The following is a 25,474-nucleotide window of genomic DNA, read 5'->3' as shown; positions in this document are numbered from 1 at the left end:
GCCGCGCACGAGGGCGGGCTCGGCTCAGTGACCCCGGTGCGCCAGGATGTGGGCATGAGCCACGTCACCGCCGTCTGCCGCGTCGACCAGCTGCTCCGCGACTCCGGGACGATCGGTATCACCGCCATCGACAAGCGCCCGGTCGTGGGGCCCGTCCGTGTCCGCCCGCTCGGGCTCCACGCCGACGTGCAGGCGGACCGCAAGCACCACGGCGGCGAGGACCAGGCGGTGTACGCCTACGCCGACGAGGACGCCGCGTACTTCGCCGAGGCCCTGGGGCGCGACGTCCCACCCGGGCTGTTCGGCGAGAACCTGCGCACGAGCGGGGTCGACGTCACGGGTGCCGTCACGGGCGAGCGGTGGCGCATCGGCGAGACGCTCGAACTCGAGGTGACCATCCCACGGGTGCCGTGCGGGACCTTCGCCCGCCGGATGGGGATCCCCGGCTGGGTGAAGCGGTTCGCCGCGGAGAACCGGCCGGGTGCGTACCTCCGGGTCCTGCACAGCGGACCGGTGGCGGCCGGCGACCCGGTGGTCGTCACACACCGCCCGGAGCACGGCGTCACGATCGGCGAGATCTCGGCCGGCCCGTCACCCGAGCGGGCCCGCGCGGTGCTGGACTCCGGGGACCGACTCGCCCCGACGGTCGTCCGCGACCTCGCGAAGGTCCTCGCGCGCGGCCGGGTCTGATCCGTCCGCCCGCCGGCTCGCCGCCGGGTCGAGGGGACGCCGGTTCCGCGGGAGGCCGGCGACGACCAGGTCGTACGAGTTCGCCACGAGGTCCTCGACCATGGTCTCGTCGAGACCGTCCCCCGGTGACAGGGTGATCCAGTGACGCTTGTCCATGTGCCACCCCGGGCTGATCTCGGCGTGGTCGCGGACGAGTGCCGCCCCGTGCGGCGGCGCGCACTTCAGGTTGACGATCGGCACCCCGCGCAACGTCGTGGCGAGCACGAACATCCGGCCGACCACCTTGTGGACGACGGACCGCTCGCCGAAGGGCTGCGTCTCCTCGACCGCGGGCAGGGCCAGTGCCGTCCGGAAGGTCACCTCGTGCAGTGCTGCGCCGTCCATCGCACCAGCATGCCGCACACGCCTCGTTCGGGGGGATCAGGGAATGAGTGCCGCTCGGGTACGCTCGGTCCGCCGTGCACCCGACGCGGCGGCCGCGCGAGCGGTCACGACCCGTCCCAGGGGAAGAACCCGTGCGCATCATCCACAGCCTCGGCGTCGCCGCCGTCACCACCGCTCTCGCCGCGACCGTCGTGCTCGGCGGCGCGACCACCGCCTCCGCCGCGCCGAAGACCTACGTGAACTGCACCGCCGTCCACAAGGTGTACTCCGGTGGCATCGCGAAGAAGTCCGTGACGAAGAACCGGGTGACCTCCGGTGGGAAGACCACCTACCGCGCACTCAAGGGCACAGTCAAGAAGGACGACGCGCTCTACGGGGCCAACAAGAAGATGGACCGCGACGGCGACGGGATCGCCTGCGAGAAGAGCTGACGTCCGACGGACCGAGGGTCCGGTCAGGCGGGCGACGGACCGCTCGGTCGACCGGGGCGCTCGATCGCCCGGCGCTCGCGGCCGCCCACGGTCAGAGCGTCGGGACGCCCTCGTGCCCCGACCTCGGCCGGGCCGTACCGGCGACGCCGGTGACGACCGAGCCCGCGGGGACGTCCTTCGTCACGACCGTGTTCGCGCCGACCACGGAGTCCGCGCCGATCGTGATCGCGCCGATCAGCGACGACCCGGCTCCGAGCACCACGCGGTCACCCACGGTCGGGTGCCGCCGCCGCCCCGGGCCGTGCTCGCCCCCGCGCCCGCCGAGCGTGACGCCGTGGAACACCAGCACGTCGTCACCGATGACCGCCGTCTCGCCGATCACGACACCGAGGCCGTGGTCGATGAAGAAGCGCCGGCCGATGCGGGCGCCGGGGTGGATCTCGATGCCCGTGATCGATCGAGCGACCTGCGCGACCACCCGGGCCGCGAACCGGGATCCAGGGAGACCACGCGCGAGCCACAACCGGTGCGTGAACCGGTAGGTCCAGATCGCGTGCAGCCCCGAGTAGACCACCGCGTTCTCCAGGTCACCCCGGGCAGCGGGGTCACCGCGGCGTGCCGCAGCGAGGTCCTCGCGGACCCGCCACAGCACGCCGCGTCGGACGGCACGCGTCACGCAGTGAGCCCCTCGAACAGCGGTGTCGACAGGTAGCGCTCGCCGGTGTCGCACACGATCGCGACCACGCGCTTGCCGGCGTTCTCCGGACGGGCGGCGATCTCGACGGCGGCGTGGATGATCGCGCCCGACGAGATGCCGGCCAGGATGCCCTCCTCGGTACCGAGCGCGCGGGCGAGCCGGAGTGCGTCGTCGAGCTCGACGTCGAACACCTCGTCGATGACCTCACGGTCGAGGACCTCGGGGACGAAGTTGGCGCCGATCCCCTGGATCTTGTGCGGCCCCGCCTTGCCCTCGGTCAGCAGCGGGGAGTCCTTCGGCTCGACAGCGACGATCTGCACGCCCGGCACGCGCTCCTTGAGCACCTGACCGACACCCGTGATCGTCCCGCCGGTCCCGACACCGGCGACGAAGACGTCGACGTGGCCCTCGGTGTCGCGGAGGATCTCCTCCGCCGTGGTCCTGCGGTGGATCGCGGCGTTCGCGGCCGTCTCGAACTGGTGGGCCAGGATCGCGCCGGGGGTCTCGTCGACGATCTGGCCCGCACGCGCCACGGCGCCCTTCATGCCCTCGGAACCCGGGGTCAGGACGATCTCGGCGCCGAAGGCACGGATCAGGGCACGCCGCTCGACGCTCATCGTCTCGGGCATCGTGATGACGACGCGGTAGCCGCGGGCGGCGCCGACCAGCGCCAGGGCGATGCCGGTGTTGCCGGACGAGCCCTCGACGACGGTGCCGCCGGGGCGCAGCTCGCCGGACTCCTCGGCCGCGTCGATGATCGCGACACCGAGGCGGTCCTTGACGCTCGAGCCCGGGTTGTAGAACTCGAGCTTCGCGAGGACCTCGGCGCCGTCGGCCTTCGGCAGGCGGTTGAGCCGGACGAGTGGGGTGTTGCCGAACGCCTGCGAGATGTTGTCGTAGATGGTGCCGGTCATCCGTTGTCGTCCTCCGGGTCGAGTTCTCACGCCGTCGGTGGCGGCGCTGCGGTCCGCTCGCGATCCTAGCGACGGCGCCCGGTGTTCCCCTGTCGATGACGCCCCTTGACGCTCCCGTCATCCACCACCGAGCAGCGCCCGACGCAACTGTGCTTCGGTCGGCAGCGACCGCTGCAACTCCGGCGGCAGGAGCTCGGAGGAGGCGACTCCCACCGGTGCGCTCGTCGCGGTCGCCGTCCACCGCGAGGAAGTCGAGGACGTACGGGTCGCGGGTGATCTGCTGGGCCAGGTCGGCACCGTCAGCGTCGAGCAGACGGCTGAGGTCGGTCCGGGCAGCACCCTGTCGTCCGAACGCGTCGCTCCTGATGTTGTGACGCAGGACGTGCCGCGACCACCCGGAATCGGCAGCGTCGGCTGCGTACCACTCCCGTGCGTCAGGCTCTCGCACACCGAGCAGGAGCGTGATGTGGCCCCAGGGCGATCGCAGCTCCTGACCGATCGTCCAGGAGAGGTGGACCAGGTGCGCGTTCGCGGCGAGTTGCACCCTGGTCCTGGTGCCCCGGACGTGATCACGGATGGCGCAGAGCGTGTCTCGGTAGGCCGCTGGCAGCAGGTTCCCCTCGTTCATCCCACGAGTGTCGTGGGCGCGACGGGCGCAACCGAGCAATCCGGATGTACGGCAACCGCGATCAGAACGCGATGCGCTGACGGGCCGGGCGGGAGGAGGCGGGCACACACCGCGCCTCCCGGCCGCCCCTGCCCCACCGCGCCGGCGCCCACGCGGCTCAGCGCAGCGCGCTCCGCGCGAACCGCTCGTCCGTCGCCTCGAGGACCCGCAGCACGTTCCCCCCGGCGAGCGCCCGCAGGTCGTCGTCACCCCAGCCGCGTCGCCGCAGCTCCTCCGCGAGCACCGGGTACCGCGACACGTCCCGCAGGTCCGGCGGCAGCACGGGCGTGCCGTCGTAGTCGCCTCCGAGGCCCAGGTGGGCCGCGCCCGCGACCGCACGGGCGTGGTCGACGTGGTCGGCGACGTCCGCCACCGTGACGATCGGCGGTTCCCCCTCGGACCCCGCTTCCTCCCAGTCGGCCCACGCGCGGGACACGAACTTCGGCACGAAGGTGATCATCACGACGCCCCCGTTGTCGGCGAGCCGGGCGAGCACGTCGTCGGGCACGTTCCGCGGGTGGTCGTCGACGGCGACGGTGGACGAGTGGCTGAACACGACCGGTTGCGTCGCGACGTCGAGGGTGTCGCGCATCGTCGCCGGCGCGGTGTGCGACAGGTCGACGAGCATGCCGATCCGCTCCATCTCGGCGACGATCTCGCGTCCGCGGTCGGTCAGGCCGCCGTGTGCCCGGGCGCCGGTGGCCGAGTCGGCCCAGGTCGTGTCGTCGTTGTGCGTCAGCGTCATGTAGCGGACGCCGAGCCGGGCGAAGGACCGGAGCACCGCGAGGTCGTCACCGATGGAGTGCCCGCCCTCGGCGCCGAGCAGCGACGCGATCCGTCCGGCGTCGACGGCGGTGCGCAGTTCGGCAGCGGTGCGGACGAAGGTCAGGTCGTCGGGGTACCGCGCGATGATCCGGTGCGCGGTGTCGATCTGCTGCAGGGTGGTGCGCACCGGGTCCGGGTCGTCCGACGGCACGAACACCGACCAGAACTGGCCCACGACCCCGCCGGCCCGGAGCTTCGGCAGGTCGGTGTGCAGCGTGCCCTGTCCGCGGTCGATGCCCTCGACGCCGGAGTCGTGCGACTCGCGGCGTTCCCACGGGAGGTCGTTGTGTCCGTCGATGACCGGGAAGGCGAGGGAGTCGAACGTCATGTCGCCGACGCTACCGCGTGGTCGCGCCGTCGCTAGGCTCGCGGTGTGCTCCCCGTGACGCTCCGGACCGACCGGCTCGTGCTCTCCGCGCCGGGTCCCGCCGACGCCGACGCCGTCATCGCGTACGCGAACGACCCGGACGTCATCGCGTTCACCCCGGTCCCCGTGCCGTACGGGCACGCCGAGGCCCGTCAGTGGCTCGACCTGGTCGAGGTCGGGTGGCGTGACGACACCCGGTACGACTTCGGGATCCGCCGTGCGGAGGACCCGCGGCTGCTCGGTACCGTCGGTGTCTTCGGCTTCGTGGACGGGGCCGGCGAGATCGGCTGGGCGCTGCACCCCGACGGCCGCGGGCAGGGACTGATGGCCGAGGCCGCCGATCGTGTGCTGGCGTGGGCGTTCGCCGCACCACCGGACGGGATCGGCCTGGTGCGGGTGCAGTGGCGCGCACTCGGGACGAACGCCGCGTCGTCCGCGACGGCCCGGCGGATCGGCATGCGCTTCGAGGGTCGGTCCCGGTCGGCCGTCGTGCACCGGGGCGTCCGCAACGACCAGCTGCTCGCCGCGGTGCTGCGCGACGACGACCGCACGGTGCCGCAGGTCTGGCCGGACGCGTGACCGTCGCCTTCCGGGTGGACACCGAGATCGCCGCTCCGGTGGAGCGCGTCTTCGCGCTGTCGCTCGACATCGGCGCGCACGAACGCTCGATGGCCGACACCGACGAACGCGCCGTGGCCGGGACGACGACCGGCACCATCGGGCTCGGCGAGAGCGTCACGTGGCGCGCACGGCACTTCGGGATCGTCTGGTCGATGACGAGCAGGATCACCGCCCTGGAGGCTCCGGGTCGCTTCGTCGACGAGCAGGTGCGTGGTCCGTTCGCCCGGTTCCGGCACGAGCACCGGTTCGAGCCGTCGGCCGACGGGACGCGGATGGTCGACGAGGTCGTCTTCCGCGCGCCCCTCGGTCCGCTCGGGTGGCTGGCCGAGCGGATCGCGCTGGCCCGCTACCTGCCGCGGTTGATCGCCGCGCGCAACGCATCGCTGCGCGACGAGCTCGAGCGGGACGGGGACGGTCAGCGGGGGGCGAGCTCCCCGAGCGCGTCGTAGGCCGCCGCCACGGCGTCCACCCGGGCACGCCCTGCCGGCCCGGAGGCCTCGTACACGTCGTTCGCGATCGCCGCGACGACCGCGAAGAGCGCCGCCATCGAGTCGAACGCCGACGGCGAGTCCACCGGGCAGAGCACCGCGGTCGCCGCGGGCGCCGCGATCACGGCTGCGGTCGGGTCGCCGAGCACGACCACGTCGGCGCCGGTCGCGACACAGTGCCGCACGAGCCGTTCGGCACCCGCCGCGTGCCGCCTGACCGTGACGAGCACGACGAGGTCGCGGCGGTCGAGGTCGGCGACCTCCTCGCCCAGGCGCTGCCCCGGTGCCGGACCGATCCGGACGTCCGGTCGCACCTGGGCCAACTGCGACCGGAGCTGCATGGCGACGGGGTGTGCGCCGCGTTCCCCGACGACGAGCACCCGCCGGGCACGGACGATCCGGCGGGCGAGCCGGACGCGGTCGGCGCGGGCGAGCGAGGCGAACGCGGCGTCGAGGTTGCGTGCCTCGACGGCCCGCTGGTCGACGTGCGCGGCGTCCTCGGCAGCCCACGGCAGGCCGCTCCCCCGCGCGGACATGAGCTCCTGGCGGACCTCGGCGGCGTCCTGGAACCCCAGGGACCGGACGAGCCGCGAGACGGTGGCCTTCGACGTGCCCGACTCGGCCGCGAGCTCGGCGGAGGTGCCGACGAGCAGCAGCTCCGGATCGTGCCGGACCATCGCGGCGACCCGGCGTTCCGCGGGCGACAGGCGATCCCAGACCGCGTCCACCCGGGCACGGACGTCGGGCGCGGCGCTCACCGGGTCTCCGCACGGTCGTCGGCGATGCGCTCGACGGCGACGGCCAGCGCGTCGAGGCCGAGCGCGACGTCGTCCTCGGAGACGAACTCGTCCGGGTGGTGGCTGATGCCGTCGGGGTTCCGCAGGAACAGCATCGCGACGTCGGTGACCAGCCCGAGGGACATCGCGTCGTGCCCGGCGCGCGAGAAGAGCTCCGCGGGGGTGGCCTCCCCGGTCGCGGCGATCCCCGCACGGACGGCGTCCATCAACACCGGCGCACAGAACACCGCCGAGGCACGGTGCACCTCGGTCGGCGACACGGTCACGCCACGACGGGCTCCGATCTCGTCGAAGACCGCCGTGATCGACTCCCAGACGCGGTCACGCCCCTCGTCGAACTCCCCCCGCAGGTCGACGCTGAACCGGGCCAGGCCGGGGACGACGTTGACCGCCCCGGGCTCGACGGACATCGTACCGACGGTGCCGACGTGCTGCTCGGCGCGACAGATCCGCTCGACGGCGAGCGCCGCCTCGGCCGCGGCGAGCAGCGCGTCGTGACGCCGCTCGTACGGGGTGCCGCCGGCGTGCCGTGCCTCGCCGACGGCCTCGACGGTGAACCGCCGGGCGCTCGCGATGCTCGTGACGACACCGAGCGCCTGCCCCGCCTGCTCGAGGTGGGGGCCCTGCTCGATGTGCGCCTCGAGGTAGCCGACGAGCCGCTCCGGGGGCAGTGCCGCCTCGCCGACGCGTTCCGGATCGAGCCCGAAGTCGGTGAAGGCCCGGCGGAGCGTGACACCGTCGCCGTCCTCGAGGTCCCACCACGCGTCGTCCCAGACCCCCGCCACGGCCGACGAGCCCAACAGTGCCTTGCCGAAGCGCGTCCCTTCCTCGTCGGAGAACGCGATCACCTGCAGCGCGAAGGGCAGCGGGCCGGAGGCCGTGAGCCGCGCCACCGTGCGGATCGCCATGAGCACGCCGACCACTCCGTCGTACCGGCCGGCGTCCACCACGGTGTCGAGGTGTGAGCCGAGCAGCAGCACGGGTGCGTCCGGCGTCGCACCGTCGACGATGCCGTGCAGGTTGCCCGCGGCGTCCTGCCAGGTGCGGAGTCCGGCGTCGCGCATCCACTCCGCGACCACGGCGTTCACCCGGGCGTGCTCCGGCGACAGGTAGACGCGGGTGGTGCGTCCGTCGTCCTGCGAGATCCCGGCGAGCGCGTCGCACCACCGGACGATCGTCGCGGCGTCGGCGATCGCCCGGGTGCTCGCGGTCGGCGCCGCGGGGGCCTCGGCCGTCGCGGGTCCGGTCGTCGTCGTCACAGGGCTGCCCCGACCGGCGCGACGCGGCCGGCGTGGACGTCGAGCGCGGCGTCGACCCCGGCGCCATGCGGGACGGCGTGCCCGGCCCGGCGCAGGCAGTGTTCGAGGGCGGCCAGCGTGCGCACGACGGTGTCCTTGCGGGCGTTGTAGCCCATCGTGCCGATGCGCCAGACCCGTCCGTGCAGCGGCCCGAACGAGGTCCCGATCTCGATGCCGTGGTCCTCGAGCATCGCGCCCCGTACCTTGTCGCCGACGACGCCGTCCGGGATCTCCACGGCGACCACGTTGTGCATCTTGTGCGCGACGTCACCGAACACCTGCAGTCCGAGCGCCTCGACCCCGGCGAGCATCGCGCGACCGGCGATCGCGTGGCGCTCGACCACGGCGTCCCGCCCCTCCTCGAGCAGGATGCGGGCGCACTCGTTCGCGGCGTAGAGCATCGACGCGGCCTCGGTGTGGTGGTTGAGGCGCCGCGGACCCCAGTAGTCGAGGATCATCGCGAGGTCGAGGTAGTTCGAGCGGATCGGGTCGTCGGACACGACGTCGTCGGCCTCGCGGATGCCGGCCTCGATGCTGCGGCGACCGTCGAGCACGGCCACGGCACGCGGCGACAGGGTGATCGGTGCACTGCCGGAGGGGCCGCCCAGGCACTTCTGCAGGCCGGCGCTCACGACGTCGATGCCCCAAGCGTCGGTCTCGAGCGGGTTGCCGCCGATGCTCGCCGTCGCGTCGGTGTAGAGGAGGGCGCCGTGCCGGTCACAGATCGCCCCGAGCTCGTCGAGCGGCTGGTTCATCGTCGTCGAGGTGTCGCCCTGCACGATCGCCAGGACCTTCGGTCGGACCCGGCGCACCGCGTCCTCGATCACGGACGGCGGGAAGACCTGCCCCCACGCGGTCTCGATGGTGTGCACCTCGGCACCGGCACGGGTCGCGATCTCGGCGAGCAGGTGCCCGAAGCGTCCGAAGACCGGCACGAGCACCCGGTCCCCCGGGGCGAGCAGTGACACCAGGGCCGCTTCGATGCCCGCGCGGGACGTGCCGTCGACGAGCACGGTGGCGTCGTTCCGTGTCCCGAAGACCTGGCGGTAGAGCTCCTGCGTCGCGGTCATCGTCGTCGTCATCCACGGGTCGTACTGCCCGACGAGCGGGGTCGACAGCGCGCGGAGCACGCGGGGGTCGGCGTCGATCGGCCCCGGTCCCATCAGGAGTCGGGCGGGTGGGTTGACTGGCTGCGTCATGATGCCTCCGTTCCGGGAACGAGCGTAGCGAAACGTCCGTTTCGTGCGTGTTGCGGCGCCGCGGGGCGGTCGAGCAGGACCCCCTCGACGGCGGTGACCCCGTGGCCGGCCGTCGCCACGAGCCGCCCGCGGAGCCAGGTCTCGGTGACGACCCCGAGCGTGTGCAGGCCGGCGTACGCGGACACCGGGTTGCGGTGGGCCAGGGCCGACACCTCGACGACGCCCTCGGCCGCCGGGTCGAGGACGGCGAGGTGCGCGACCGCACCCGGCGCGATCCGACCGCGGTCGTGGAGGCCGACGATCGCCGCGGGGCCGGTCGTGAACCAGGGCAGGACGGCCTCGAGCGGGAGCCCCCGGCGCACGGCCTCGGTCCAGACCGCCCGGAAGCCGACCTGGAGTCCGGCGATGCCGCCCCACGCCGACCCCCAGTCGTCGGTCTTCAGGTCGGCTGTGGACGGCGAGTGGTCCGACACGACGCAGTCGATCGTGCCGTCGAGCAGCCCCGCCCAGAGCGCGTCGCGGTTCGCGTCGTCGCGGATCGGCGGGCAGCACTTGAACTCGGTCGCGCCGTCCGGGATCGACCCGGCCTCGAACGCCAGGTAGTGCGGACACGTCTCGACGGTCACCCGGACCCCGTCGGCCTTCGCGGCGCGGATCATCGGGAGGACCCCGGCGTCGGACAGGTGCAGCACGTGCACGCGGGCACCCGTCGACCGCGCGCCGTCGAGGACCCGCGCGACCGCGGACTGCTCGGCGCTGCTCGGACGGGTGGCGAGGAAGTCGGCGTACCGTCCGCCGAGCGTCTCGTGCGGCACGAGGTGGTCCGGGTCCTCGGCGTGCACGATGAGCAGGGCGTCGAGCTCGGCGACCTCCTCGATCGCCGCTCGGAGCCGTGCCGGGTCGAGGTGCGGGAACTCGTCGACGCCGCTCGGCGCGGTGAAGCACTTGAAGCCGAAGACCCCGGCGTCGTGCAGCGGACGGCGCTCCCCCGCGTTGGCCGGGACCGCACCGCCCCAGAACCCGACGTCCACCGCGACCCGGCCCGCGGCGCTCGCCCGCTTCGCCGCGAGGGCGTCGACGTCGACCGTCGCCGGGATCGAGTTCAGCGGCATGTCGATGATCGTGGTCACCCCACCGAGTGCGGCCGCTCGCGTGGCCGAGGCGAAGCCCTCCCACTCGGTGCGACCGGGTTCGTTGACGTGCACGTGCGTGTCGACGAGCCCGGGCAGGAGCACGTGCTCGTCGGGCACGGTGCGGTCGAGCGGAGCCACGACCGCGGCACCGAACGGCAGGACCGCGTCGACCACGCCGTCGCGGACCATCACCGCGGCCGGGCGGAGGACGCCGTCGACCCACGCCCGCCGAGCGCGGAGCACCAGGTCGGCGCCCACCGCGGCGCTCATGCCGAGGCCCCCGCGAGCACGATCGGCGCGGAGACGTCGGACGTCTGCAGCGTGAAGCCGGACAGCAGCCCGGTCACCGGCTTCGGCGGCGGAGGGGCGTACTCGCCGGTCTTGCCCGTGCGCAGCCCGAGCCGGACGAGCGACTCCGCGAGCACCGTCGCCGCAGCCACCCCGTCGACCACCGGCGCACCGATCTCGCGCGAGACCTCGGCACAGAACGCGGCCATGCCCGCGCAGCCGAGCACCACCGCATCGGCGCCGCCGGCGAGCACGGCGCGGCACTCCTCGACGACGAGCTCCCGGGCGCCCGACGTCGGATCGTCGAGCTGCAGCACCGGCACCTCGCACGCACGGACCTCGGTCACCAGGGACGCGAACCCGTAGCGCTCCGCGAGCTCCCACGCCCGTCCCGTCGTGCGCGCCAGCGTCGTGACGACCCCGAACCGGCGCCCCAGCATCGCAGCGGCGTGGAAGCCGGCCTCGGCGATCCCGAGCACCGGCCCGACGGCCAGCTCGCGCGCGGCGTCGAGACCCGGGTCGCCGAAGCACGCGACGACGTACGCGTCGACACCCTCCTGCTCGCCGAGCGCGATCTGCTCCAGGAGCCCGGGGACCGCCAGGGCCTCCTCGTAGTGACTCTCGATCGAGGCGGGTCCGGTGGTGGGCGTCACCGCCTCGACGACGGTGCCGGTTCCGGCGACCGCGGCCGCGGCGCGGCCGATCGAGGCCGTCATCGACGGGGTGGTGTTGGGGTTGACGACGCGGATGCGCAAGCGGGGCCTCTCAGGCGGGGGTGGGGACGAGGAGGAGGTGGTGGACCCGGGCGGCGACGGTCCGGCCGGGAGGCGTGTCGCGCCTCCCGGCCTGGGTCGGTGCAGGGGTGTGGCGGACGGTCAGTCGCGTCCTGCAGCCGCGCCGTCGTCGACCGTCGGGTCCTCCGATGCCAGCACCGGCATCCGCGGCGACCGACGCTCGAGCGCCCAGAAGACGACCAGCCCGAGCCCGCAGCCGATGAACCAGCTGTAGTTGCTCAACCACGGCAGGACACCCGTCGCGGGCGGCAGCACCGCGCTGGCGACCGACACCGCGCCGGCGAGCAGCAGGGTCCACATCGCGTTCGGGTTCCAGCCCGCGCGGTACCAGTACCGGGCGGTGGGCTCCTTCGTGTACATGTCGTCGACCGCCACCCGCTGCTTCGCGACCAGGTAGTAGCCGGCGATCAGGATCCCGAACAGCGGGCCGATCAGCGCGCCGAGGATGCCGAGCGTGTAGAGGATCGCCTGGTCGTTGCCGTACCAGTTCCACGGCGTCAGCAGCACGGAGCCGACGGCGGCGATCATGCCGCCCGTCCGCCAGCTGATCCTCCGCGGGGCGACGTTCGAGAAGTCGAACGCGGGGCTGATGAAGTTCGCGACGATGTTGATGCCGACCGTCGCGGTGACGAAGGTGAGGCCGCCGAGCAGGATCGCGAACGGTGCGTCGATCGCCTGGACGGTCTCGATCGGGTCCGTGATGAGCCTGCCGAACACCGGGACCGTCGCGCTCGCGCAGAGCACGGTGAGGACCGAGAAGAACAGGAAGTTGACCGGCAGGCCCCAGAGGTTGCCGCGCTTGACGGCTCGGAACGAGCGACCGTAGCGCGAGAAGTCACCGAAGTTCAGCATCGGGCCGGAGAAGTAGCTGACGACGATCGCCACGGCCGAGAGCATGACCGGGATCGAGGCACCGAACGACATCGGCGCGCCGGTGTGCAGCGTCAGCGAGATGTTGCCGATGCCGGCCCGGGCGACGAGGTAGACGGCGAGCGCGATCATCACGACGTAGACGGCCGGACCGGCGAAGTCGATGAAGCGGCGGATCGCCTCCATGCCCATCGAGAACAGTGCGGCCTGCGCGACCCAGAGGATGCCGTACGAGATCCACCCCAGCGCGGAGAGCCCGAGGAACGAGTGGTCGAGCAGCGACGCTGAGCCCGGGACGAACTTCAGGAACACGATGTTGAGCGACTGCGCGGCGAGGAAGGTCTGCACGCCGTACCAGGCCGTCGCGATCAGGCCGCGGATGACGGCGGGGACGTTCGCCCCGATGACGCCGAACACCGCGCGGTTGATGACCGGGTACGGCACCCCGGTGCGCTGGGACGGCTTCGCGACGAGGTTCGCGAAGACCTGCACGATGAGGATGCCGACGACGAGGGCGACGAGCACCTGCCAGCTCGCGATGCCGAGCGCGAAGAGCGACCCGGCCGTGACGTACCCGCCGACCGAGTGCACGTCGGACATCCAGAAGGCGAAGATGTTGTAGCTCGTCCAGCGCTGCTCGCGCAGCGGGGCGAGGTCCTCGTTGGTGAGCGCCGGGTCGTACCCGGGCTTGACGATGCCGGCGCCGGCGGCTGCCGACGACGTCGTCCGGGGGGCGTGGGGCGCGGCGACCGGGGTCGCGATCTCTGTGACCAAGGCGTCCTCCGTGGGAGTGGGCGGCGGGGGTCCCCGCTCGAGGACGACGCTACGAAGACACTTCGCGTCGCCCGTTTCCCTCGTGTAACGGTCGTGTGACACGGTCAGCCCGCTGGAACGCTCGTTCCGGGCGGCAGCTGCGGGATGCCGCAGGGAACGCCGCAGGTCCTGCCCCAAGCCCGTCCAGGCCGCCCGACCGGCTCCATCATCGAGGGATGACCACGGGCATCCGGATCGACCACGTCGGCGTCACCGTGCCGGACGTGGAGGCCGCCACGGCGTTCTTCGCGAACGCCTTCGACGCCGTCGTGCTGTACGACGTGCGCCGGACCACCGACGAGCCGAACGGCACACCGGAGGCCCACCGCTACCTCGGCATCCCGTCGTCGATGGCGCAGGGCGCGATCCGCATGCTCGCGCTGCCCGAGGGACCCGGACTCGAGCTCTTCGAGTACCGCGGGCCCGACCAGCGCGCCGCCGCGCACCCGTCGGACCTCGGGTGGCAGCACCTGGCGCTGTACGTCGACGACCTCGACGCAGCCCTCGCCCGCGCGGAGTCCGCCGGTGCCGTCCGCAACTCGGACCCGCGGCCGCTGCGCGGCGAGGAGGCCGGGGAGGGCAACCGGTTCGTCTATACGCGCACCCCGTGGGGGTCGACGCTCGAGTTGGTCACCTACCCGACGCCGCAGCCGTACCTGCTGCACGCGCCGCGGGCGAAGTGGGCGCCGTGGCCGGACGTCGCCCAGCTCCGGCAGCTGGACCGGGCCTGACCGCATCCGGCTCGTGACCGGCCTGGAGGCACGGCTCGCGGCCGCCGCGCCGGTCACTGCGGGCGCCGGGTCGCGTCCACGTCGAGAGGCGGACGGGTCAGCGGGACGGCTCGACGAGCAGGTCGGCAGCGTCGCGCGGCGCGAAGCGCTGCGCGAAGTCCCGGTCGTTCGGGATCCAGACGTCGCGCCAGAGCGCGTCGTGACTGCGGCCGAGTGCCCGGTCACGGGCCGTACCGCGGCGAGCTGCGGTGTCGAGGTCGACGTCGCACCAGACGGTCGCGTCGAGCGCGGGCAACGCCTCGGGGTGGAAGAGTCCGATGAGGTCCAGGACGAGGATCCTCGCCTGCGGGAGCGGTTCCTCGGGACCGAGGGCCCGCCGTGCCCAGTCGTACCGCTGGAAGTGCCCGGGTCGTCCTCCTCGGAACGGTTCCAGCACCGTCGAGACCAGGCGGTGGCGCTCCACCCCGTCCCAGTCCGAGGAACGGCGGTGTGATCGAGCGGGGTCCAGGAAGTCGTCGCCGCGGAGGCGCACGGCATCGGGCAGTGTTGCGACGAGGCTGCGTGCGAGCGTCGACTTGCCGGAGCCGCAGAAGCCGGAGATGCCGACGACCAGCGGGTGCCCCACGACCCGCGCTCGCTCGGCGATGTGCTCGAGGACGGTGTCCTGGTCCATCCGGCGAGTGTACGAGGAGCGGTCACTCCCGACGTCGATCCGGTGCGCCTCCGCTCACCGACCGGGACGGAACTGCACCTGGTTGGAGGTCGATGACGAGCAGCGCAGTGACGGTGGGCATGCCCGACCCTCTCACCGGGCGGTTCCGGGAGGGACCGGCTACCGGGAGTCCCCGGACGTCGTCGCGCGGAGGCGGTCGTCGACCTCGCGAGCTTCGGCGGAGGACCCGAACGCGAGGGTGACCTCACCGCCGGTGAGGGGTTCCATGACCTGGGGTGCCGAGAGCACCCTGCCGTCGAGGAGGATCGCCATGCGCTCGTCGATCGTCTCGCGGGTGGCCGAGGCCAGGACATCGCTGTCGGTCCTGTCGAACTGCAACACGATCGAGCCGCCCGCACCCTCACCGTCGGAGCGGTGCGCGGAGGTCGGCGTGATCGACCCGAGCGACTTCGCCAACCGGTAGGTGGTCGCGCCGTCCTGGTCACACGCCGACGCTGCGACCTCAGTGGTGACCGGAGGCGCAGTGCACGCCTCCTCGACCTCCGACACGACGGCTCGGAGCTGCAGCGACTTCATCGTCGGACCGTCAGCAGGCGGCGCCTGGGTCGCGCAACCGGTGAGGACCGCGACCAGGCCAGCGGCGGCCGCGAGGCGAGTGACCCGTGAACCCTGCATCGCACCAGGATAGGACTCGACGGGAACTCACGACAGTCCCCCGCCCGCCGGCTACCCCGTAGTGTCGTGCTGATGTCCGACAACCCGTACGGCGAAGTCCCCGCCCTGCCCGTTGCATCCGTCTTCGGCATCATCGTCTTCGTCGTGCAACTGGTGCTCCTGCGCCGTCACGCACGGTTCACCTGGCAGCGCGCGACCGTCGCTGGGGTGATCGCTGTCTACGCCGCGGGCATCCTCGCGAACACCGTCTTCCCCGTGTTCCTCGATCCGCTCCCCGACGCTGAGCCGTGGACGCCAGCGCTGGCGCTGATCCCGTTCTCCGACTACGAAGCTGCGGACGCGGTGACCAACGTGGTCGTGTTCGCCCCGCTGGGCGTCCTGATCCCGCTCCTGATGCGCCGCCCGTCCTGGTGGAAGGTCCTCCTCGCCGCCGCGGCGGTGAGCCTGGCGATCGAACTGCTGCAGCTTGCTGCGCAGCGGCTCTTCTCCGGTGGCCACGTCGCCGACGTCAACGACTTCATCTGGAACACCGTCGGTGGGGTCCTCGGCTACGCGGTCTTCGTCCTGGCGTCACGGACGCCGGGCCTGTCCCGTCTCCTCGACGTCTTCCGCTGGCACCCGGCACCGAGGGAAGAACACGTCGCCTGAGATCGTACGATGCGGCATGGTTGCTGCTGTGGAACCGTGGACCTGGGCGACGACCTACAAGCTCGTCCTGACGAGCTACATCTGGCTCGCTGGAGCTGTCGCTCCGACCGGTGCGGTCATCACCTGCATCGTCATCGCCATCCGGGGCGGTGTCTCGCTCGACGGAGCCGCCAGCGCCCTCCTGTTCGTCGTCGTCTTCGTCGTCGTCTTCGCCGTGATCGCCGCCGTCGGCGCTGCCGTGGCGCTGCCGTTCACCCAGCTCCTCGGCCGCGCGCTCCGACGCACTCGGAGCCGTGCCGTCCGTGTGAGCGCACATGCCGTCCTCGGCGGAACACTCGCCGCGATCGGCATGCAGGTGCTCCTGCTGGCCTTCGAGGACGACCACCTCACTTGGCAGTACCCACTGGCCGTCTCGGTCCCCGCAGGGATCGCGGCTGCCATCGGCCGCTGGCGACTCGACGAAGCGGAACGCCGCCGGTCGTTGCTGTCCGAGTAGCCGATCGGGTACCGAGTCCCGCGTCAGCACTCATCGCTTGCTGGTGGTCGCTCCCGCCAGAGGACCTCGCCGTCGCAACGGGTGCTCGTCGGGTGCATCCCGATCCGCAGGGCGACACGTGCTGAGGCTCCGTGCTCCGGGTGGATCCGCGCCCTGAGCTCCCGCACGTCGACCGAGCGCAGCCACGTCGCTGCGCGCTCCGCGGATTCGGTCGCGAACCCGTGCCCTTGCGCGCTCGGCGTGACGAGCCAGGCGAGGTCCGCCGTCGTGACTTGGGCGGTCCGGTGCAGGGTCGCCTGCACGAACCCGATCGGCGCGCGGCCCTGGCGGGGGCGGATGATCCAGTTCAGCCACCCTGCGGTGCCGTCCTGGGACCGACCCCGGACCTGACGGGTGTAGCGCGCACGGAGTTCCTCCAGGCTCGGCGGTCCGCCGCCGGTGAAGTGGTACAGCTCCACCGGCGCGAGCACGTCCACCATCACGTCGGCGTGTTCGACGGTCAGGGGTTCGAGGCAGAGACGGTCTGCGCTGAGCGGGACGGCGCGCGGCCACGGCATGCTCGCATCCTTCCAGCTGTTCAGTCGGTCACCGGACCTCCGCCGAGACCAGCAGTCACGGGCCGGAGGCGTTTCCCAGCACCGAGCGTCACCTCCTGCTGCACGGAGGTGCGCACCGTGACGGCGGTGTCCGCACCGTGACGATCTCGCTCACGCACACGAGATCGGCAGCGGCGAAGGACTCCACCTCTCGGGGAGGCAGGGCTCGACGTTCGATGAGTTCCAGCACCTGGTCATCAGGGCCGTCGAAGTACATCGACCGCGAGTCCCACGACGGGGGTCCTCCGAACTCCGTCCGATCGTCGACCGACAGGAGCAGCACGCGCTGTCCGAGCCACCGGCGGGCCAGGTCGAACGACCCGGTCGGGATGGTGAACGCGAGGTGGTGCGCGCCCTCGAAGTCGCTCTCCACGAAGCGCAGCCGGCTCAGGCCGATGGCCACGGTCACGCTCGGACCGTCCCGCTCGACCTCACACCCGAGTCGGTCGAAGAACCCGGCAACGACCGACGCGGACCGTGTGGGCAACAGGGCTTCTCCGATCTGCATGCGTCCACCTCACACCCGTGGCCCTGGACCATCGATCACCGGACGCGCACCATGAGCTCGGACGGGTCAGCCGACGGTGCGAAGCCGAACTGCGCGGAGAGACCGTGCGCATCTCGGGTCGACGGGAGCGTGCGCTCCAGGCCGGGCGGTCCGAGGTCCTCGACCACGGCAGCGAGGAGCATCCCGCCCTCTCCTCGACCACGTACTCCCGGTGCGACGAAGGTCGTCGTTCCGCGCCCCTCGGCTCCGGTTGCTCGCACGTCGTGATCGCGACGACAGTGCCCGTGGGCCGAGCTGTCCGGTGGAGCGCGATACTGATCGGATGACAGCACCACTCGTCTCGGACGTCGCTCACGCCGGGCTCACCGTGGACGACCTCGACGACGCGCTGGTGCTGTGGTGCTCCGGTCTCGGCTTCGCGCTCGAACGGACCTTCACGCTCGACACGCGGACCACGACTGCGACCACCGGTGTCCGGGGATCCACCATCCGTGCAGCCACGGTCACGCTCGGGGACCAACGGATCGAACTGCTGCAGTACGACCCTCCCCGCTCGGGTCGAGCATCCGACTCCCCCGCGCACACCGGCACGGTCCACATCGCGCTGACCGTGTCGGACCTCGACCGCGTGCTCGACCTCTGCGCAGCACACGGCTGGCGGCCCGTCGGGGAACCGCACGAGATGACCAGTGGCGCCCGGACCGGCACACGGATCATCTACCTCGAGGGTGCGCTCGGCGGCTTCCTCGAACTGATCGCCCCACCGCAGCTTCCCTGACGCCATGAGCGGGGACGGCCTCGGATCGCTCCCGGGAGCGCATCGCCCTGACGCGAGTGGTCGCTGATCGCGATCGCAGACGCGACCGTGCCCGTCCGGTCAGAGCGCGTGCGTCCCGAGCAGCGCCCCGGCCACGTAGGTCGCCGCGAGCGCGAGCGCCCCGCCGACGACCACCCGCAGCGCCGCGCGACCCCGACGGGCACCGCCGAGCACCGCACCGGTCGTGCCGGTCAGGGCGAGCGCGACGAGCGAGGCGGTCACGGTGACCGGCACGCGGAGGGCTTCCGGCGCGAGCAGCATCGCGAGGAACGGCAGCAGTGCGCCGACCGTGAAGGTCGCCGCCGACACCCAGGCGGCACGCCAGGGGCTGACGATCTCGTCCTCGGCGTCGTGCAGGGCCGCTTCGGCGCGGCGACGACGGACCTCGGGCCGCGTCAGCTCCCGCGCGACGGCATCCGCGACGTCCCCCTCGACCCCGAGCGACCGGTAGTGCGCCGCGAGCGCCGGGGCGTCCTCGGCGTCGGCCTCGAGCTTCGCCTGCTCGGCGGCCTGCCCGGTGCGCTGCGCATCGCGGGCACCGCTCACCGAGATGTACTCGCCGAGGGCCATCGAGATCGCCCCGCCGACGAGCGCCGCGGTGCCGGCGGCGACGATCGGCCCCGTGCCCGCGCCGGCTCCGGCGACCCCGACGAGCACGGCCGCGACGGACACGATGCCGTCGTTCGCGCCGAGCAGCCCGGCCCGGAGCCAGTTGAGCCGCGCGGCGCTGGTGGCGTCGTCGTGCTCGGAGGTGGGGAGCGAGAGGTCCGAAGCGGTCGACATGACGGCCATCGAACCACTCCGGAGCGGTTCGCGCCAGCAAGGTGAGGCAAGCCTGATCAGGGCTTTCGTGGTGAGGTGAGCCTCACCTCACCGAACGGAGGCCGCCTGCCAGACCCGGGTCGGACGGCCGTTCAGCGCGTGCGGGAACGGGTCACCGACCGGTCGGAAGCCCGCGCTCGTGTAGAGCGCGAGGGCGGGTGCGTTGTCGTCCAGCGCGTGCAGCTCGCACCGGTCGTGCCCGGCGGCTGCGGCGGCGTCCACCGCGGCGGTGAGCAGTCGACGGCCGAGTCCGTGACCCTGTGCCGCCGGCGCGACCGCGAGGAGGCTGAGGTACGCGCCGTCGCTCGGCGCGCCGCCGGTGCCGGGTGCGGTGACGAGGGCGAACCCGAGCGGGGCGCCGCCGTCGTCGGCGACCACCAGGGCCACCCGCTCCGCGGCGAACTTCTCGTGCGCACGTGCGCGCACGGCGTCGGAGGCCGGCACCCCGTCCCGGTCCGCGACGGCGGCGACCCAGAGCGCGATGCACGCGGCCGCGGTCGCTTCGTCGTCCGCGGTGCGCACGACGAAGGACGACCCGATCACCCGACCACCATACGTCGCACGCCCCGACCGGCGGTCAGGTCGGAGCCCGCCGCGCGATCGGTCAGACGGTCGCCCGCGAGCCGACCCGGTACCGGGCTCCGCGGTGCTCCTCCGGCAGCCGGTCGCCGCGGCCGTGCAGCTTGTGACGGAGCGACCCCTCGACGTACTCGTCCGGGTAGGCACCTCGCGCGCGGAGCTCGGGCACGACGAACTCGATGACGTCCTCCCACGTGCCGGGGGTCACCGCGTACGCCAGGTTGAACCCGTCCACGTCGGTCTGCTCCTGGATGTCGATCAGCTGCTGGGCGATCGTCGCCCCGGAACCGACGGCGACCGGACCGAGGCCGCCGATCGCCGTGTGCTCCGCGATGTCCCGGACCGTCCAGTTCGACCCGTCCTCCCCCGTCGCCGCGGACAGGTTCGCCGCCGCCGACTGGATCGCGTTCGACTCGATGTTGCCGAGCGGCTCGTCCAGGTCGTACTGCGACAGGTCGACGCCCATCCAGCCGGAGTTGAGCACGAGCGCGCCCTCGGCCGACGCGTACGACCGGTAGTCGCGGTACTTGGCCCGGGCTGCCTCGTCGGTCTCGTCGGTGATGACGGTGAGCAGCGTGTAGACGCGGGCGGCGTAGCGGTCGCGACCAGCGGCCTCCAGGGCGTCACGGATCCTGCCGACGGTCGCGGCGAGCTGCGGGATGGTCGGCGCGCCGACGAAGACCGCCTCGGCGTTCTCAGCGGCGAAGCGGATGCCGCGGGGCGAGGCGCCCGCCTGGTAGACCACGGGGCTCCGCTGGACCGAGGGCTCGGTCAGGTGGATGCCGGGCACGTCGAAGTGCGTGCCGTGGTGCTCGATCGGGTGCACCTTCGACGGGTCGGTGAAGACACCGGTCTCGCGGTCCTCGACGACGGCGTCGTCCTCCCACGAGCCCTCCCACAGCTTGTAGAGCACCTCGAGGTACTCGTCGGCGACGTCGTAGCGGTCGTCGTGGGAGAGCTGGTCGGTCTGCCCCATGTTGCGCGCGGCGCTCGGCAGGTACCCGGTGACGACGTTCCAGCCGATGCGGCCCTTCGTCAGGTGGTCGAGCGTCGAGATGCGCCGTGCGAACGGGTACGGGTGCTCGTAGGCGGTGCCCGCGGTGATCCCGAAGCCCAGGTGCTCCGTCACGGCGGCCATCGCGGAGACGAGCAGGATCGGGTCGTTCACCGGCACCTGCGAACCGGTGCGGAGCGCGGCCTCGTTCGTCCCGCCGTACACGTCGTAGGTGCCGAGGACGTCGGCGATGAAGATGCCGTCGAAGCGCCCGCGCTCGAGCAGCTGCGCCAGGTCCGTCCAGTACGACAGGTCGTTGTAGTGCCGCGAACGGTCGCGGGGGTGGCGCCACAGCCCCGAGGACTGGTGCGCGACGCAGTTCATGTCGAACGCGTTGAAGCGGATCTGCCGGGTCTCGTTCGTCGAGGTCACGCGGCGAAGCTACGTCCAGCAGCCCGACGCGTCACGTGAGGTGACGCCGTGTGACGCCCGCCCGACGCACGGCGCCGCAGACCTGAGTCGATCTCGCGTGGCAGCATGGCGGCGTGCCCGTCGTCGAGTCCCGCTGCGTCGTCCCCGTCCCCGTCGAGGTCGCCTTCGCCGTGTCGCAGGTGCAGGGACCGGTCCGGAAGCGCTGGGACCCCTTCATCCGTCGACAGCACCTCATCGGCGTCGACGCGCCGGCGAAGGGCGTCCGGACCTTCACGGTGCAGCGCTCGGGCCTGCGGATGGAGAGCGAGTACGTCTCGTACAACCCGCCCTCGAACGTCGGCATGAAGATGACGAAGGGCTCGTGGTTCTTCGAGAAGATGGGCGGTGGGTGGCGCTTCACGCCGGTGGAGGGCGAGCCGGGCCGCACGCTGGCGGTGTGGCGCTACAACTTCACGTGCCGACCCGCCTGGCTCGCACCGCTGGCCGAGCGCATCGGCGCGTTCGTCCTGCAACGCGACATCGACCGACGGATCGCCGGGTTCGCCCGGGGGTGCAGCGACCCGGTCGTGCTCGCACACGTCGGTGCCGCTCCTGGGAGCTGACCGGACCGGTTCAGACCGCGGTGGCCTCGCGGACGGCAGCCTCGACAGCCACCCAGGCGAGCATCCCGCACTTCACCCGCATGACGAACTTCGAGACGCCGTGGAAGGCGACGAGGTCCTCGAGGACGTCCTCGTCGGGCTCCCCGGCCCCGCGCGACCGCATCATCGTGCGGAAGGACTCGGTGAGCTCGAGCAGCTCCGGGACGGTCCGGCCGACGGCCATGTCGGTCAGCACCGACGCCGAGGCCATCGAGATCGAGCACCCGTCGCCCTGCCAGCCGATGGCCGCGATGCGGTCCGACCCGGGCTCGAGCCGCACGCTGACGGTGATCTCGTCGCCGCAGGTGGGGTTCCGCTCGAAGTGCGACGCGTCGGCGCCGTCGAGCACGCCGTCGCCGTGCCGCGCCTTCGCGTGGTCGAGGATGACCTGCTGGTAGAGGGAGTCGAGGCCGTTCACGAGGCCGCTCCGAAGTACCCGCGGACCTCGCCGACGGCGGTCAGGAAGCGATCGACGTCCTGCTCGGTCGTGTACACGTAGGTGCTCGCCCGGCTGGTCGCGACGAGTCCGAGCCGACGGTGCAGCGGCTGGGCACAGTGGTGCCCGGACCGGACCGCGATGCCCTGCGCGTCGAGGTACTGCGAGACGTCGTGGGCGTGCACCCCGTCGACGTCGAAGGACACGAGTCCGGAGCGCGGCACCCCGGCGGGCGGGCCGACGACCCGGATGCCCGGCACCGCCGCCAGACCGTCGAGCATCCGGCGGGCGAGGTGCTCCTCGTGGGCGCGGACGCGTTCCATGCCGATGCCCTGCAGGTAGCGGACCGCCTCGGCGAGTGCGACGGCCTGGGACACCGGCTGCGTCCCGGCCTCGAAGCGCTCGGGCGCCTGCATGTACTCCGACGACTCCATCGTCACGGTCGTGATCATCGACCCACCGGTGCGGAACGGCGGCAGGGCGTCGAGGAGTTCCCCGCGACCCCACAGGACGCCGATGCCGTTCGGCCCGAGCATCTTGTGCCCGGAGAACGCGGCGAAGTCGACGCCGAGCTCCTGCACGTCGAGGGGCCGGTGCGGCGCGGACTGGCACGCGTCGAGGACGACGAGGGCGCCGTGCGCGTGGGCCGCTGCCACCACCGCGGCGACGGGCGCGACCATGCCGGTGACGTTCGAGACGTGCGCGAACGCCACGATCCTCGTGTGCTCGGTGATCCGGGAGACCGCGTCCTCGGCGGTCCAGGTGCCGTCGTCGGCCACCGGGACCCAGCGCAGGGTCGCACCGGTGAGCGCGGCGAGCTCCTGCCACGGCACGAGGTTGGCGTGGTGCTCGGCCTCGGTGATCAGGACCTCGTCGCCGGGGCCGATGCGGAAGCGCTCCGCCGCCGCTCCCCCGCGTCCACGGCTGGCGTTGGCGATGCCGTACGCCACGAGGTTCAGCGCGTCGGTGGCGTTCGCCGTCCAGACGACCTCGGACGGCGACGACGCCCCGACGAAGCCGGCGACCGTGGCCCGTGCGTCCTCGTAGGCGTCGGTGCTCAGGGCCGCGAGCGTGTGCGCACCGCGGTGGACGGCCGCGTTGTCGTGCTCCAGGAACCGTCGCTCGGCGTCGAGCACCTGCCGCGGCCGCTCGGCCGTCGCGCCGGAGTCGAGGTACGCGAGCGGCTGCCCGTTCACCTCCTGCTGGAGGATCGGGAAGTCCCGCTTGATCGCGGCGACCTCGGACTCGGTCAGCGGCTGGTTCGGGGCGAGCACGGTCACGCGGTCAATCGTGGTCGGTCCCGCCCCGTGCGTCCAATCGCCTGCAGCGGACAAGGAGCCGGAACGGCGGCGGGACGCAGGCAGGCCGGCCGCTACTCGTTGCCGATGCGCTTGTCGGCCTGCTCGCGTGCGGCGTCGATCTTGTCGTCGTACTTGCCGCCCGTGGCCTTCTTCACCGCGTCGGCCACACCGCCCAGGACCTTGTCGCTGACGTCCTCGGCCTTCTCGCTCTTCAGGGCGTCCTGGACCTTGCCGTCCTTCAGGAGCTCCTGAGCCTTCTTCGTGATGTCGTCGAACCCCGCCATGGACGGCTCCTCACCTCGTGCGGGGCCCGTCGCCCCGACCTGCCGCCGATGGTAGGCGCGGCCCCGGCGCCTGTCCGGGTGGGCCGGCCCGGTGTCGCGGCTCCGGCGCCTGTCCGGGTCGCGGCCGGCCCGGAGTCGCGGCCGGCCCGACCCGGTCCGGACGGACGACTCAGACCATCTGCGCGCTGCGTCGCCGCGCGAGCAGGTAGGAGACCGCGACCGAGCCCGTGATCGCCAGGAGCGACGGGATGAGGATGTCCGTGCCCTCCTGCGTGAACTCGACGACGAGCACGAGCGCGGTGAACGGCGCCCGCATCGTGGTCGCCAGCAAGGCCGCCGCGCCGACGAACGCGAACGCCGCCAGGCTCGAGCCGTCAGCGGGCCAGAGCAGCACCCACAGGCCGCCGAGCGCGGCGCCCACCGCGGAGCCGACGGCGATCGAGGGCGTCAGCGTGCCACCGACCGCACCGGCTCCGATGGTCGCCGAGGTCGTGATCGTGCGGATGACGCCGAGGAGGAGCAGGAACACGATCGGTGACAGCCCGGCGAACGTCGGCGCCTCGGTCGTGGCGTTCATCGCGACGAGGCCGAGCGCGCGCCCGTTGCCGAGGATCTCCGGGAACGGCACGGCGATGAGCCCGACCATCGCGAAGACGACGGGCAGCACGACGAGCAGGTGCCACCCCTTCGGCGCCGTGGCCTGCAGCCGGTTCGTGAGCTTCACGAAGCCGACGCCCGCGAAGCCGAGCAGCGGCCCGACGACGACCGCCCAGACCAGCAGCGACGGCGACAGGTGCATCGCGGGCACGTCGTAGAGCACCTCGTCCGGGATCACGAGCCGTGCGGTGAACGCGGCGATCGCGCTCGTCGCGAAGGCCGGCAGTGCGGTCGCGAACGTGAGTTCACCGAGCAGCACCTCGACCGCGAAGAGCGCGCCACCGAGCGGCACGTCGTACACCGCCGCGAGGCCGGCAGCAGCACCGCAGGCGACGAGGATGCGCGTCTCGCGCCCCGTCAGGCCGGCACGAGCGGTGACGAGCTGGGACAGCCAGGCACCGATCTCGCGGGGCGCGACCTCCTTGCCGATGGAGGCGCCGAGCCCGACGGCCAGGATCTGCACCGCGGCGTTCGCGACCGTGGCGAGCGCCGGCATCCGCTTGCCGTCGACCGCGCCGGTCACCGACACCACGGGCTTCGCCCACCGCCGGAGCGCCCACCACGCGACGCCCGTGAGCACGCCGGCCGCGGCGAGCGCGAGGAAGCGGTTGAGCCCGGAGGGCGCATCGGCCGCTTCGCGGTGCCCGCCGAACGGGTACCCGAAGGCGACGAACTGGATGGCCTGCAGGGCGAGCCACACCGAGATGCCCGCGACGCCGCCGGCGATGCCGACGAGCCCGGTGATCACGGCGAGCTTGAGGGCCCAGACCGGCGTGGTCGTGCGTGTCGCGTTCCCGGTCTGCGGCATGACCGGAAGCCTAGCGGCGATCGGGACCGGCCCACGGACGGCCGACGGCACCCGTGGACGGACGGGAGGCCCGTGGCGGGGCCGCCACGGGCCTCCCGTC

The 25,474-nt window shown here is 72.6% G+C and carries 31 protein-coding genes and 1 pseudogene; 9 read left to right on the top strand and 23 right to left on the bottom strand.

Features of this window, described 5'->3' with window-relative positions; translation table 11 throughout:
• Window positions 1-54: 54 nt before the first annotated feature.
• Complete coding sequence (locus J2X59_RS00865; RefSeq protein ID WP_251154568.1) at window positions 55-690, top strand: MOSC domain-containing protein; 636 nt, start codon at window positions 55-57, stop codon at window positions 688-690.
• Here the strand turns inward: J2X59_RS00865 and J2X59_RS00860 are convergent.
• Entirely contained in the window at window positions 592-1,074 is a 483-nt protein-coding gene (locus J2X59_RS00860) for an MmcQ/YjbR family DNA-binding protein (RefSeq protein WP_326495383.1), read from the bottom strand. The genes J2X59_RS00865 and J2X59_RS00860 overlap by 99 nt on opposite strands.
• 131 nt (window positions 1,075-1,205) lie before the next feature.
• Here J2X59_RS00860 and J2X59_RS00855 point away from each other — a divergent pair, with 131 nt between their 5' ends.
• Window positions 1,206-1,505 carry an excalibur calcium-binding domain-containing protein gene (locus tag J2X59_RS00855; protein WP_326495382.1) on the top strand — a complete coding sequence of 100 codons (300 nt, stop codon included), beginning with the start codon at window positions 1,206-1,208 and terminating at the stop codon, window positions 1,503-1,505.
• Between the two features lie 91 nt (window positions 1,506-1,596).
• On the opposite strand, the gene epsC is transcribed toward J2X59_RS00855, so the two are convergent.
• From epsC to J2X59_RS00840, 4 genes and pseudogenes are all read right to left on the bottom strand, one after another.
• Window positions 1,597-2,181, bottom strand: coding sequence for a serine O-acetyltransferase EpsC (epsC, locus tag J2X59_RS00850; protein ID WP_235426355.1), 585 nt, complete (start codon window positions 2,179-2,181; stop codon window positions 1,597-1,599).
• Complete coding sequence (cysK, locus tag J2X59_RS00845) at window positions 2,178-3,116, bottom strand: cysteine synthase A (RefSeq protein WP_209684990.1); 939 nt, start codon at window positions 3,114-3,116, stop codon at window positions 2,178-2,180. The genes epsC and cysK overlap by 4 nt, the downstream gene beginning before the upstream one ends.
• Window positions 3,117-3,471: 355 nt before the next feature.
• Window positions 3,472-3,744: pseudogene (locus J2X59_RS15890) on the bottom strand (DUF1016 N-terminal domain-containing protein); the annotation flags it as partial.
• Window positions 3,745-3,901: 157 nt separating this feature from the next.
• A complete protein-coding gene (locus J2X59_RS00840) occupies window positions 3,902-4,936 on the bottom strand; it encodes a dipeptidase (RefSeq protein WP_326495381.1) in 1,035 nt (344 codons plus the stop codon).
• Between the two features lie 45 nt (window positions 4,937-4,981).
• On the opposite strand from J2X59_RS00840, the gene J2X59_RS00835 reads away from it, so the two are divergent.
• Together J2X59_RS00835 and J2X59_RS00830 are read left to right on the top strand one after the other, a co-directional pair.
• Complete coding sequence (locus tag J2X59_RS00835) at window positions 4,982-5,554, top strand: GNAT family N-acetyltransferase (protein WP_326495380.1); 573 nt, start codon at window positions 4,982-4,984, stop codon at window positions 5,552-5,554.
• Window positions 5,551-6,045 (top strand): SRPBCC family protein, encoded by a 495-nt coding sequence (locus tag J2X59_RS00830; RefSeq protein ID WP_326495379.1) that lies wholly within the window; start codon window positions 5,551-5,553, stop codon window positions 6,043-6,045. The genes J2X59_RS00835 and J2X59_RS00830 overlap by 4 nt, the downstream gene beginning before the upstream one ends.
• Here J2X59_RS00830 and J2X59_RS00825 read toward each other — a convergent pair.
• The 6 genes from J2X59_RS00825 to J2X59_RS00800 all read right to left on the bottom strand — a co-directional run bounded on the left by J2X59_RS00825 (window position 6,012) and on the right by J2X59_RS00800 (window position 13,237).
• On the bottom strand, window positions 6,012-6,842 hold the full coding sequence (locus J2X59_RS00825; RefSeq protein WP_326495378.1) for a MurR/RpiR family transcriptional regulator: 831 nt from the start codon (window positions 6,840-6,842) through the stop codon (window positions 6,012-6,014). The genes J2X59_RS00830 and J2X59_RS00825 overlap by 34 nt on opposite strands.
• On the bottom strand, window positions 6,839-8,140 hold the full coding sequence (locus J2X59_RS00820) for an allantoate amidohydrolase (protein WP_326495377.1): 1,302 nt from the start codon (window positions 8,138-8,140) through the stop codon (window positions 6,839-6,841). The genes J2X59_RS00825 and J2X59_RS00820 overlap by 4 nt, the downstream gene beginning before the upstream one ends.
• A complete protein-coding gene (locus J2X59_RS00815) occupies window positions 8,137-9,378 on the bottom strand; it encodes a pyridoxal-phosphate-dependent aminotransferase family protein (RefSeq protein ID WP_326495376.1) in 1,242 nt (413 codons plus the stop codon). Before J2X59_RS00815 ends, J2X59_RS00820 begins: the two co-directional genes overlap by 4 nt.
• Window positions 9,375-10,781 carry an allantoinase AllB gene (gene allB, locus J2X59_RS00810; protein WP_326495375.1) on the bottom strand — a complete coding sequence of 469 codons (1,407 nt, stop codon included), beginning with the start codon at window positions 10,779-10,781 and terminating at the stop codon, window positions 9,375-9,377. The genes J2X59_RS00815 and allB overlap by 4 nt, the downstream gene beginning before the upstream one ends.
• Window positions 10,778-11,554 carry an aspartate/glutamate racemase family protein gene (locus J2X59_RS00805; RefSeq protein WP_326495374.1) on the bottom strand — a complete coding sequence of 259 codons (777 nt, stop codon included), beginning with the start codon at window positions 11,552-11,554 and terminating at the stop codon, window positions 10,778-10,780. The genes allB and J2X59_RS00805 overlap by 4 nt, the downstream gene beginning before the upstream one ends.
• 120 nt (window positions 11,555-11,674) lie before the next feature.
• Window positions 11,675-13,237 (bottom strand): NCS1 family nucleobase:cation symporter-1, encoded by a 1,563-nt coding sequence (locus J2X59_RS00800; RefSeq protein WP_326495373.1) that lies wholly within the window; start codon window positions 13,235-13,237, stop codon window positions 11,675-11,677.
• A gap of 215 nt (window positions 13,238-13,452) precedes the next feature.
• Here J2X59_RS00800 and J2X59_RS00795 point away from each other — a divergent pair, with 215 nt between their 5' ends.
• A complete protein-coding gene (locus J2X59_RS00795; RefSeq protein ID WP_209684983.1) occupies window positions 13,453-14,007 on the top strand; it encodes a VOC family protein in 555 nt (184 codons plus the stop codon).
• Window positions 14,008-14,104: 97 nt separating this feature from the next.
• Here J2X59_RS00795 and J2X59_RS00790 read toward each other — a convergent pair whose 3' ends face one another.
• Both J2X59_RS00790 and J2X59_RS00785 read right to left on the bottom strand, forming a co-directional pair.
• A complete protein-coding gene (locus J2X59_RS00790; protein WP_326495372.1) occupies window positions 14,105-14,680 on the bottom strand; it encodes a uridine kinase family protein in 576 nt (191 codons plus the stop codon).
• 159 nt (window positions 14,681-14,839) lie between these two features.
• On the bottom strand, window positions 14,840-15,256 hold the full coding sequence (locus J2X59_RS00785; RefSeq protein ID WP_251159625.1) for a SecDF P1 head subdomain-containing protein: 417 nt from the start codon (window positions 15,254-15,256) through the stop codon (window positions 14,840-14,842).
• 171 nt (window positions 15,257-15,427) lie between these two features.
• Here J2X59_RS00785 and J2X59_RS00780 point away from each other — a divergent pair, with 171 nt between their 5' ends.
• Window positions 15,428-16,003 carry a VanZ family protein gene (locus J2X59_RS00780; RefSeq protein WP_326495371.1) on the top strand — a complete coding sequence of 192 codons (576 nt, stop codon included), beginning with the start codon at window positions 15,428-15,430 and terminating at the stop codon, window positions 16,001-16,003.
• 16 nt (window positions 16,004-16,019) lie between these two features.
• A complete protein-coding gene (locus J2X59_RS00775) occupies window positions 16,020-16,499 on the top strand; it encodes a hypothetical protein (RefSeq protein ID WP_326495370.1) in 480 nt (159 codons plus the stop codon).
• Window positions 16,500-16,522: 23 nt separating this feature from the next.
• Here J2X59_RS00775 and J2X59_RS00770 read toward each other — a convergent pair whose 3' ends face one another.
• The 3 genes from J2X59_RS00770 to J2X59_RS00760 all read right to left on the bottom strand — a co-directional run bounded on the left by J2X59_RS00770 (window position 16,523) and on the right by J2X59_RS00760 (window position 17,785).
• Window positions 16,523-17,056 (bottom strand): GNAT family N-acetyltransferase, encoded by a 534-nt coding sequence (locus J2X59_RS00770; RefSeq protein WP_271825056.1) that lies wholly within the window; start codon window positions 17,054-17,056, stop codon window positions 16,523-16,525.
• A gap of 88 nt (window positions 17,057-17,144) precedes the next feature.
• Window positions 17,145-17,504 (bottom strand): hypothetical protein, encoded by a 360-nt coding sequence (locus J2X59_RS00765; protein ID WP_326495369.1) that lies wholly within the window; start codon window positions 17,502-17,504, stop codon window positions 17,145-17,147.
• A 134-nt stretch (window positions 17,505-17,638) separates the two neighbouring features.
• Window positions 17,639-17,785, bottom strand: a complete 147-nt coding sequence (locus J2X59_RS00760) for a hypothetical protein (protein WP_326495368.1) — start codon at window positions 17,783-17,785, stop codon at window positions 17,639-17,641.
• 140 nt (window positions 17,786-17,925) lie between these two features.
• Between J2X59_RS00760 and J2X59_RS00755 the strand changes: the two genes are divergently transcribed.
• Window positions 17,926-18,381 carry a VOC family protein gene (locus J2X59_RS00755; protein ID WP_326495367.1) on the top strand — a complete coding sequence of 152 codons (456 nt, stop codon included), beginning with the start codon at window positions 17,926-17,928 and terminating at the stop codon, window positions 18,379-18,381.
• Between the two features lie 99 nt (window positions 18,382-18,480).
• Here the strand turns inward: J2X59_RS00755 and J2X59_RS00750 are convergent, their stop codons facing one another.
• The 3 genes from J2X59_RS00750 to J2X59_RS00740 all read right to left on the bottom strand — a co-directional run bounded on the left by J2X59_RS00750 (window position 18,481) and on the right by J2X59_RS00740 (window position 21,247).
• Window positions 18,481-19,203 carry a VIT1/CCC1 transporter family protein gene (locus J2X59_RS00750; protein ID WP_209684975.1) on the bottom strand — a complete coding sequence of 241 codons (723 nt, stop codon included), beginning with the start codon at window positions 19,201-19,203 and terminating at the stop codon, window positions 18,481-18,483.
• 87 nt (window positions 19,204-19,290) lie between these two features.
• On the bottom strand, window positions 19,291-19,785 hold the full coding sequence (locus J2X59_RS00745) for a GNAT family N-acetyltransferase (RefSeq protein ID WP_066655463.1): 495 nt from the start codon (window positions 19,783-19,785) through the stop codon (window positions 19,291-19,293).
• A gap of 61 nt (window positions 19,786-19,846) precedes the next feature.
• A complete protein-coding gene (locus tag J2X59_RS00740; RefSeq protein WP_326495366.1) occupies window positions 19,847-21,247 on the bottom strand; it encodes an LLM class flavin-dependent oxidoreductase in 1,401 nt (466 codons plus the stop codon).
• A 113-nt stretch (window positions 21,248-21,360) separates the two neighbouring features.
• Between J2X59_RS00740 and J2X59_RS00735 the strand changes: the two genes are divergently transcribed.
• On the top strand, window positions 21,361-21,849 hold the full coding sequence (locus J2X59_RS00735; protein ID WP_326495365.1) for an SRPBCC family protein: 489 nt from the start codon (window positions 21,361-21,363) through the stop codon (window positions 21,847-21,849).
• A gap of 10 nt (window positions 21,850-21,859) precedes the next feature.
• Here the strand turns inward: J2X59_RS00735 and sufU are convergent, their stop codons facing one another.
• The 4 genes from sufU to J2X59_RS00715 all read right to left on the bottom strand — a co-directional run bounded on the left by sufU (window position 21,860) and on the right by J2X59_RS00715 (window position 25,374).
• Window positions 21,860-22,306: a Fe-S cluster assembly sulfur transfer protein SufU gene (gene sufU / locus J2X59_RS00730; RefSeq protein ID WP_326495364.1), complete on the bottom strand. Its 447-nt coding sequence runs from the start codon at window positions 22,304-22,306 to the stop codon at window positions 21,860-21,862.
• Window positions 22,303-23,598 (bottom strand): SufS family cysteine desulfurase, encoded by a 1,296-nt coding sequence (locus J2X59_RS00725; protein ID WP_326495570.1) that lies wholly within the window; start codon window positions 23,596-23,598, stop codon window positions 22,303-22,305. Before J2X59_RS00725 ends, sufU begins: the two co-directional genes overlap by 4 nt.
• A gap of 98 nt (window positions 23,599-23,696) precedes the next feature.
• A complete protein-coding gene (locus J2X59_RS00720; RefSeq protein ID WP_066655469.1) occupies window positions 23,697-23,909 on the bottom strand; it encodes an antitoxin in 213 nt (70 codons plus the stop codon).
• Between the two features lie 169 nt (window positions 23,910-24,078).
• Entirely contained in the window at window positions 24,079-25,374 is a 1,296-nt protein-coding gene (locus J2X59_RS00715) for a chloride channel protein (protein WP_209684972.1), read from the bottom strand.
• Window positions 25,375-25,474: the final 100 nt, after the last annotated feature.

The sequence above is a fragment of the Curtobacterium sp. 260 genome (assembly GCF_030803485.1).
Taxonomy (GTDB): domain Bacteria; phylum Actinomycetota; class Actinomycetes; order Actinomycetales; family Microbacteriaceae; genus Curtobacterium.
This window is presented reverse-complemented; position numbering and strand designations above follow the sequence as displayed.

Bases quoted from the DNA above. Each gene is read 5' to 3' on its own strand.
- J2X59_RS00840 (WP_326495381.1), bottom strand. From the start codon at position 4,936: ATGACGTTCGACTCCCTCGCCTTCCCGGTCATCGACGGACACAACGAC.
- J2X59_RS00770 (WP_271825056.1), bottom strand. From the start codon at position 17,056: ATGCCGTGGCCGCGCGCCGTCCCGCTCAGCGCAGACCGTCTCTGCCTC.
- J2X59_RS00720 (WP_066655469.1), bottom strand. From the start codon at position 23,909: ATGGCGGGGTTCGACGACATCACGAAGAAGGCTCAGGAGCTCCTGAAG.
- J2X59_RS00865 (WP_251154568.1), top strand. From the start codon at position 55: ATGAGCCACGTCACCGCCGTCTGCCGCGTCGACCAGCTGCTCCGCGAC.
- J2X59_RS00815 (WP_326495376.1), bottom strand. From the start codon at position 9,378: ATGACGCAGCCAGTCAACCCACCCGCCCGACTCCTGATGGGACCGGGG.
- J2X59_RS00780 (WP_326495371.1), top strand. From the start codon at position 15,428: ATGTCCGACAACCCGTACGGCGAAGTCCCCGCCCTGCCCGTTGCATCC.
- allB (WP_326495375.1), bottom strand. From the start codon at position 10,781: ATGAGCGCCGCGGTGGGCGCCGACCTGGTGCTCCGCGCTCGGCGGGCG.
- J2X59_RS00775 (WP_326495370.1), top strand. From the start codon at position 16,020: ATGGTTGCTGCTGTGGAACCGTGGACCTGGGCGACGACCTACAAGCTC.
- J2X59_RS00715 (WP_209684972.1), bottom strand. From the start codon at position 25,374: ATGCCGCAGACCGGGAACGCGACACGCACGACCACGCCGGTCTGGGCC.
- J2X59_RS00790 (WP_326495372.1), bottom strand. From the start codon at position 14,680: ATGGACCAGGACACCGTCCTCGAGCACATCGCCGAGCGAGCGCGGGTC.
- cysK (WP_209684990.1), bottom strand. From the start codon at position 3,116: ATGACCGGCACCATCTACGACAACATCTCGCAGGCGTTCGGCAACACC.
- J2X59_RS00795 (WP_209684983.1), top strand. From the start codon at position 13,453: ATGACCACGGGCATCCGGATCGACCACGTCGGCGTCACCGTGCCGGAC.
- J2X59_RS00860 (WP_326495383.1), bottom strand. From the start codon at position 1,074: ATGGACGGCGCAGCACTGCACGAGGTGACCTTCCGGACGGCACTGGCC.
- J2X59_RS00760 (WP_326495368.1), bottom strand. From the start codon at position 17,785: ATGCTCCTCGCTGCCGTGGTCGAGGACCTCGGACCGCCCGGCCTGGAG.
- J2X59_RS00785 (WP_251159625.1), bottom strand. From the start codon at position 15,256: ATGAAGTCGCTGCAGCTCCGAGCCGTCGTGTCGGAGGTCGAGGAGGCG.
- J2X59_RS00755 (WP_326495367.1), top strand. From the start codon at position 17,926: ATGACAGCACCACTCGTCTCGGACGTCGCTCACGCCGGGCTCACCGTG.
- J2X59_RS00750 (WP_209684975.1), bottom strand. From the start codon at position 19,203: ATGTCGACCGCTTCGGACCTCTCGCTCCCCACCTCCGAGCACGACGAC.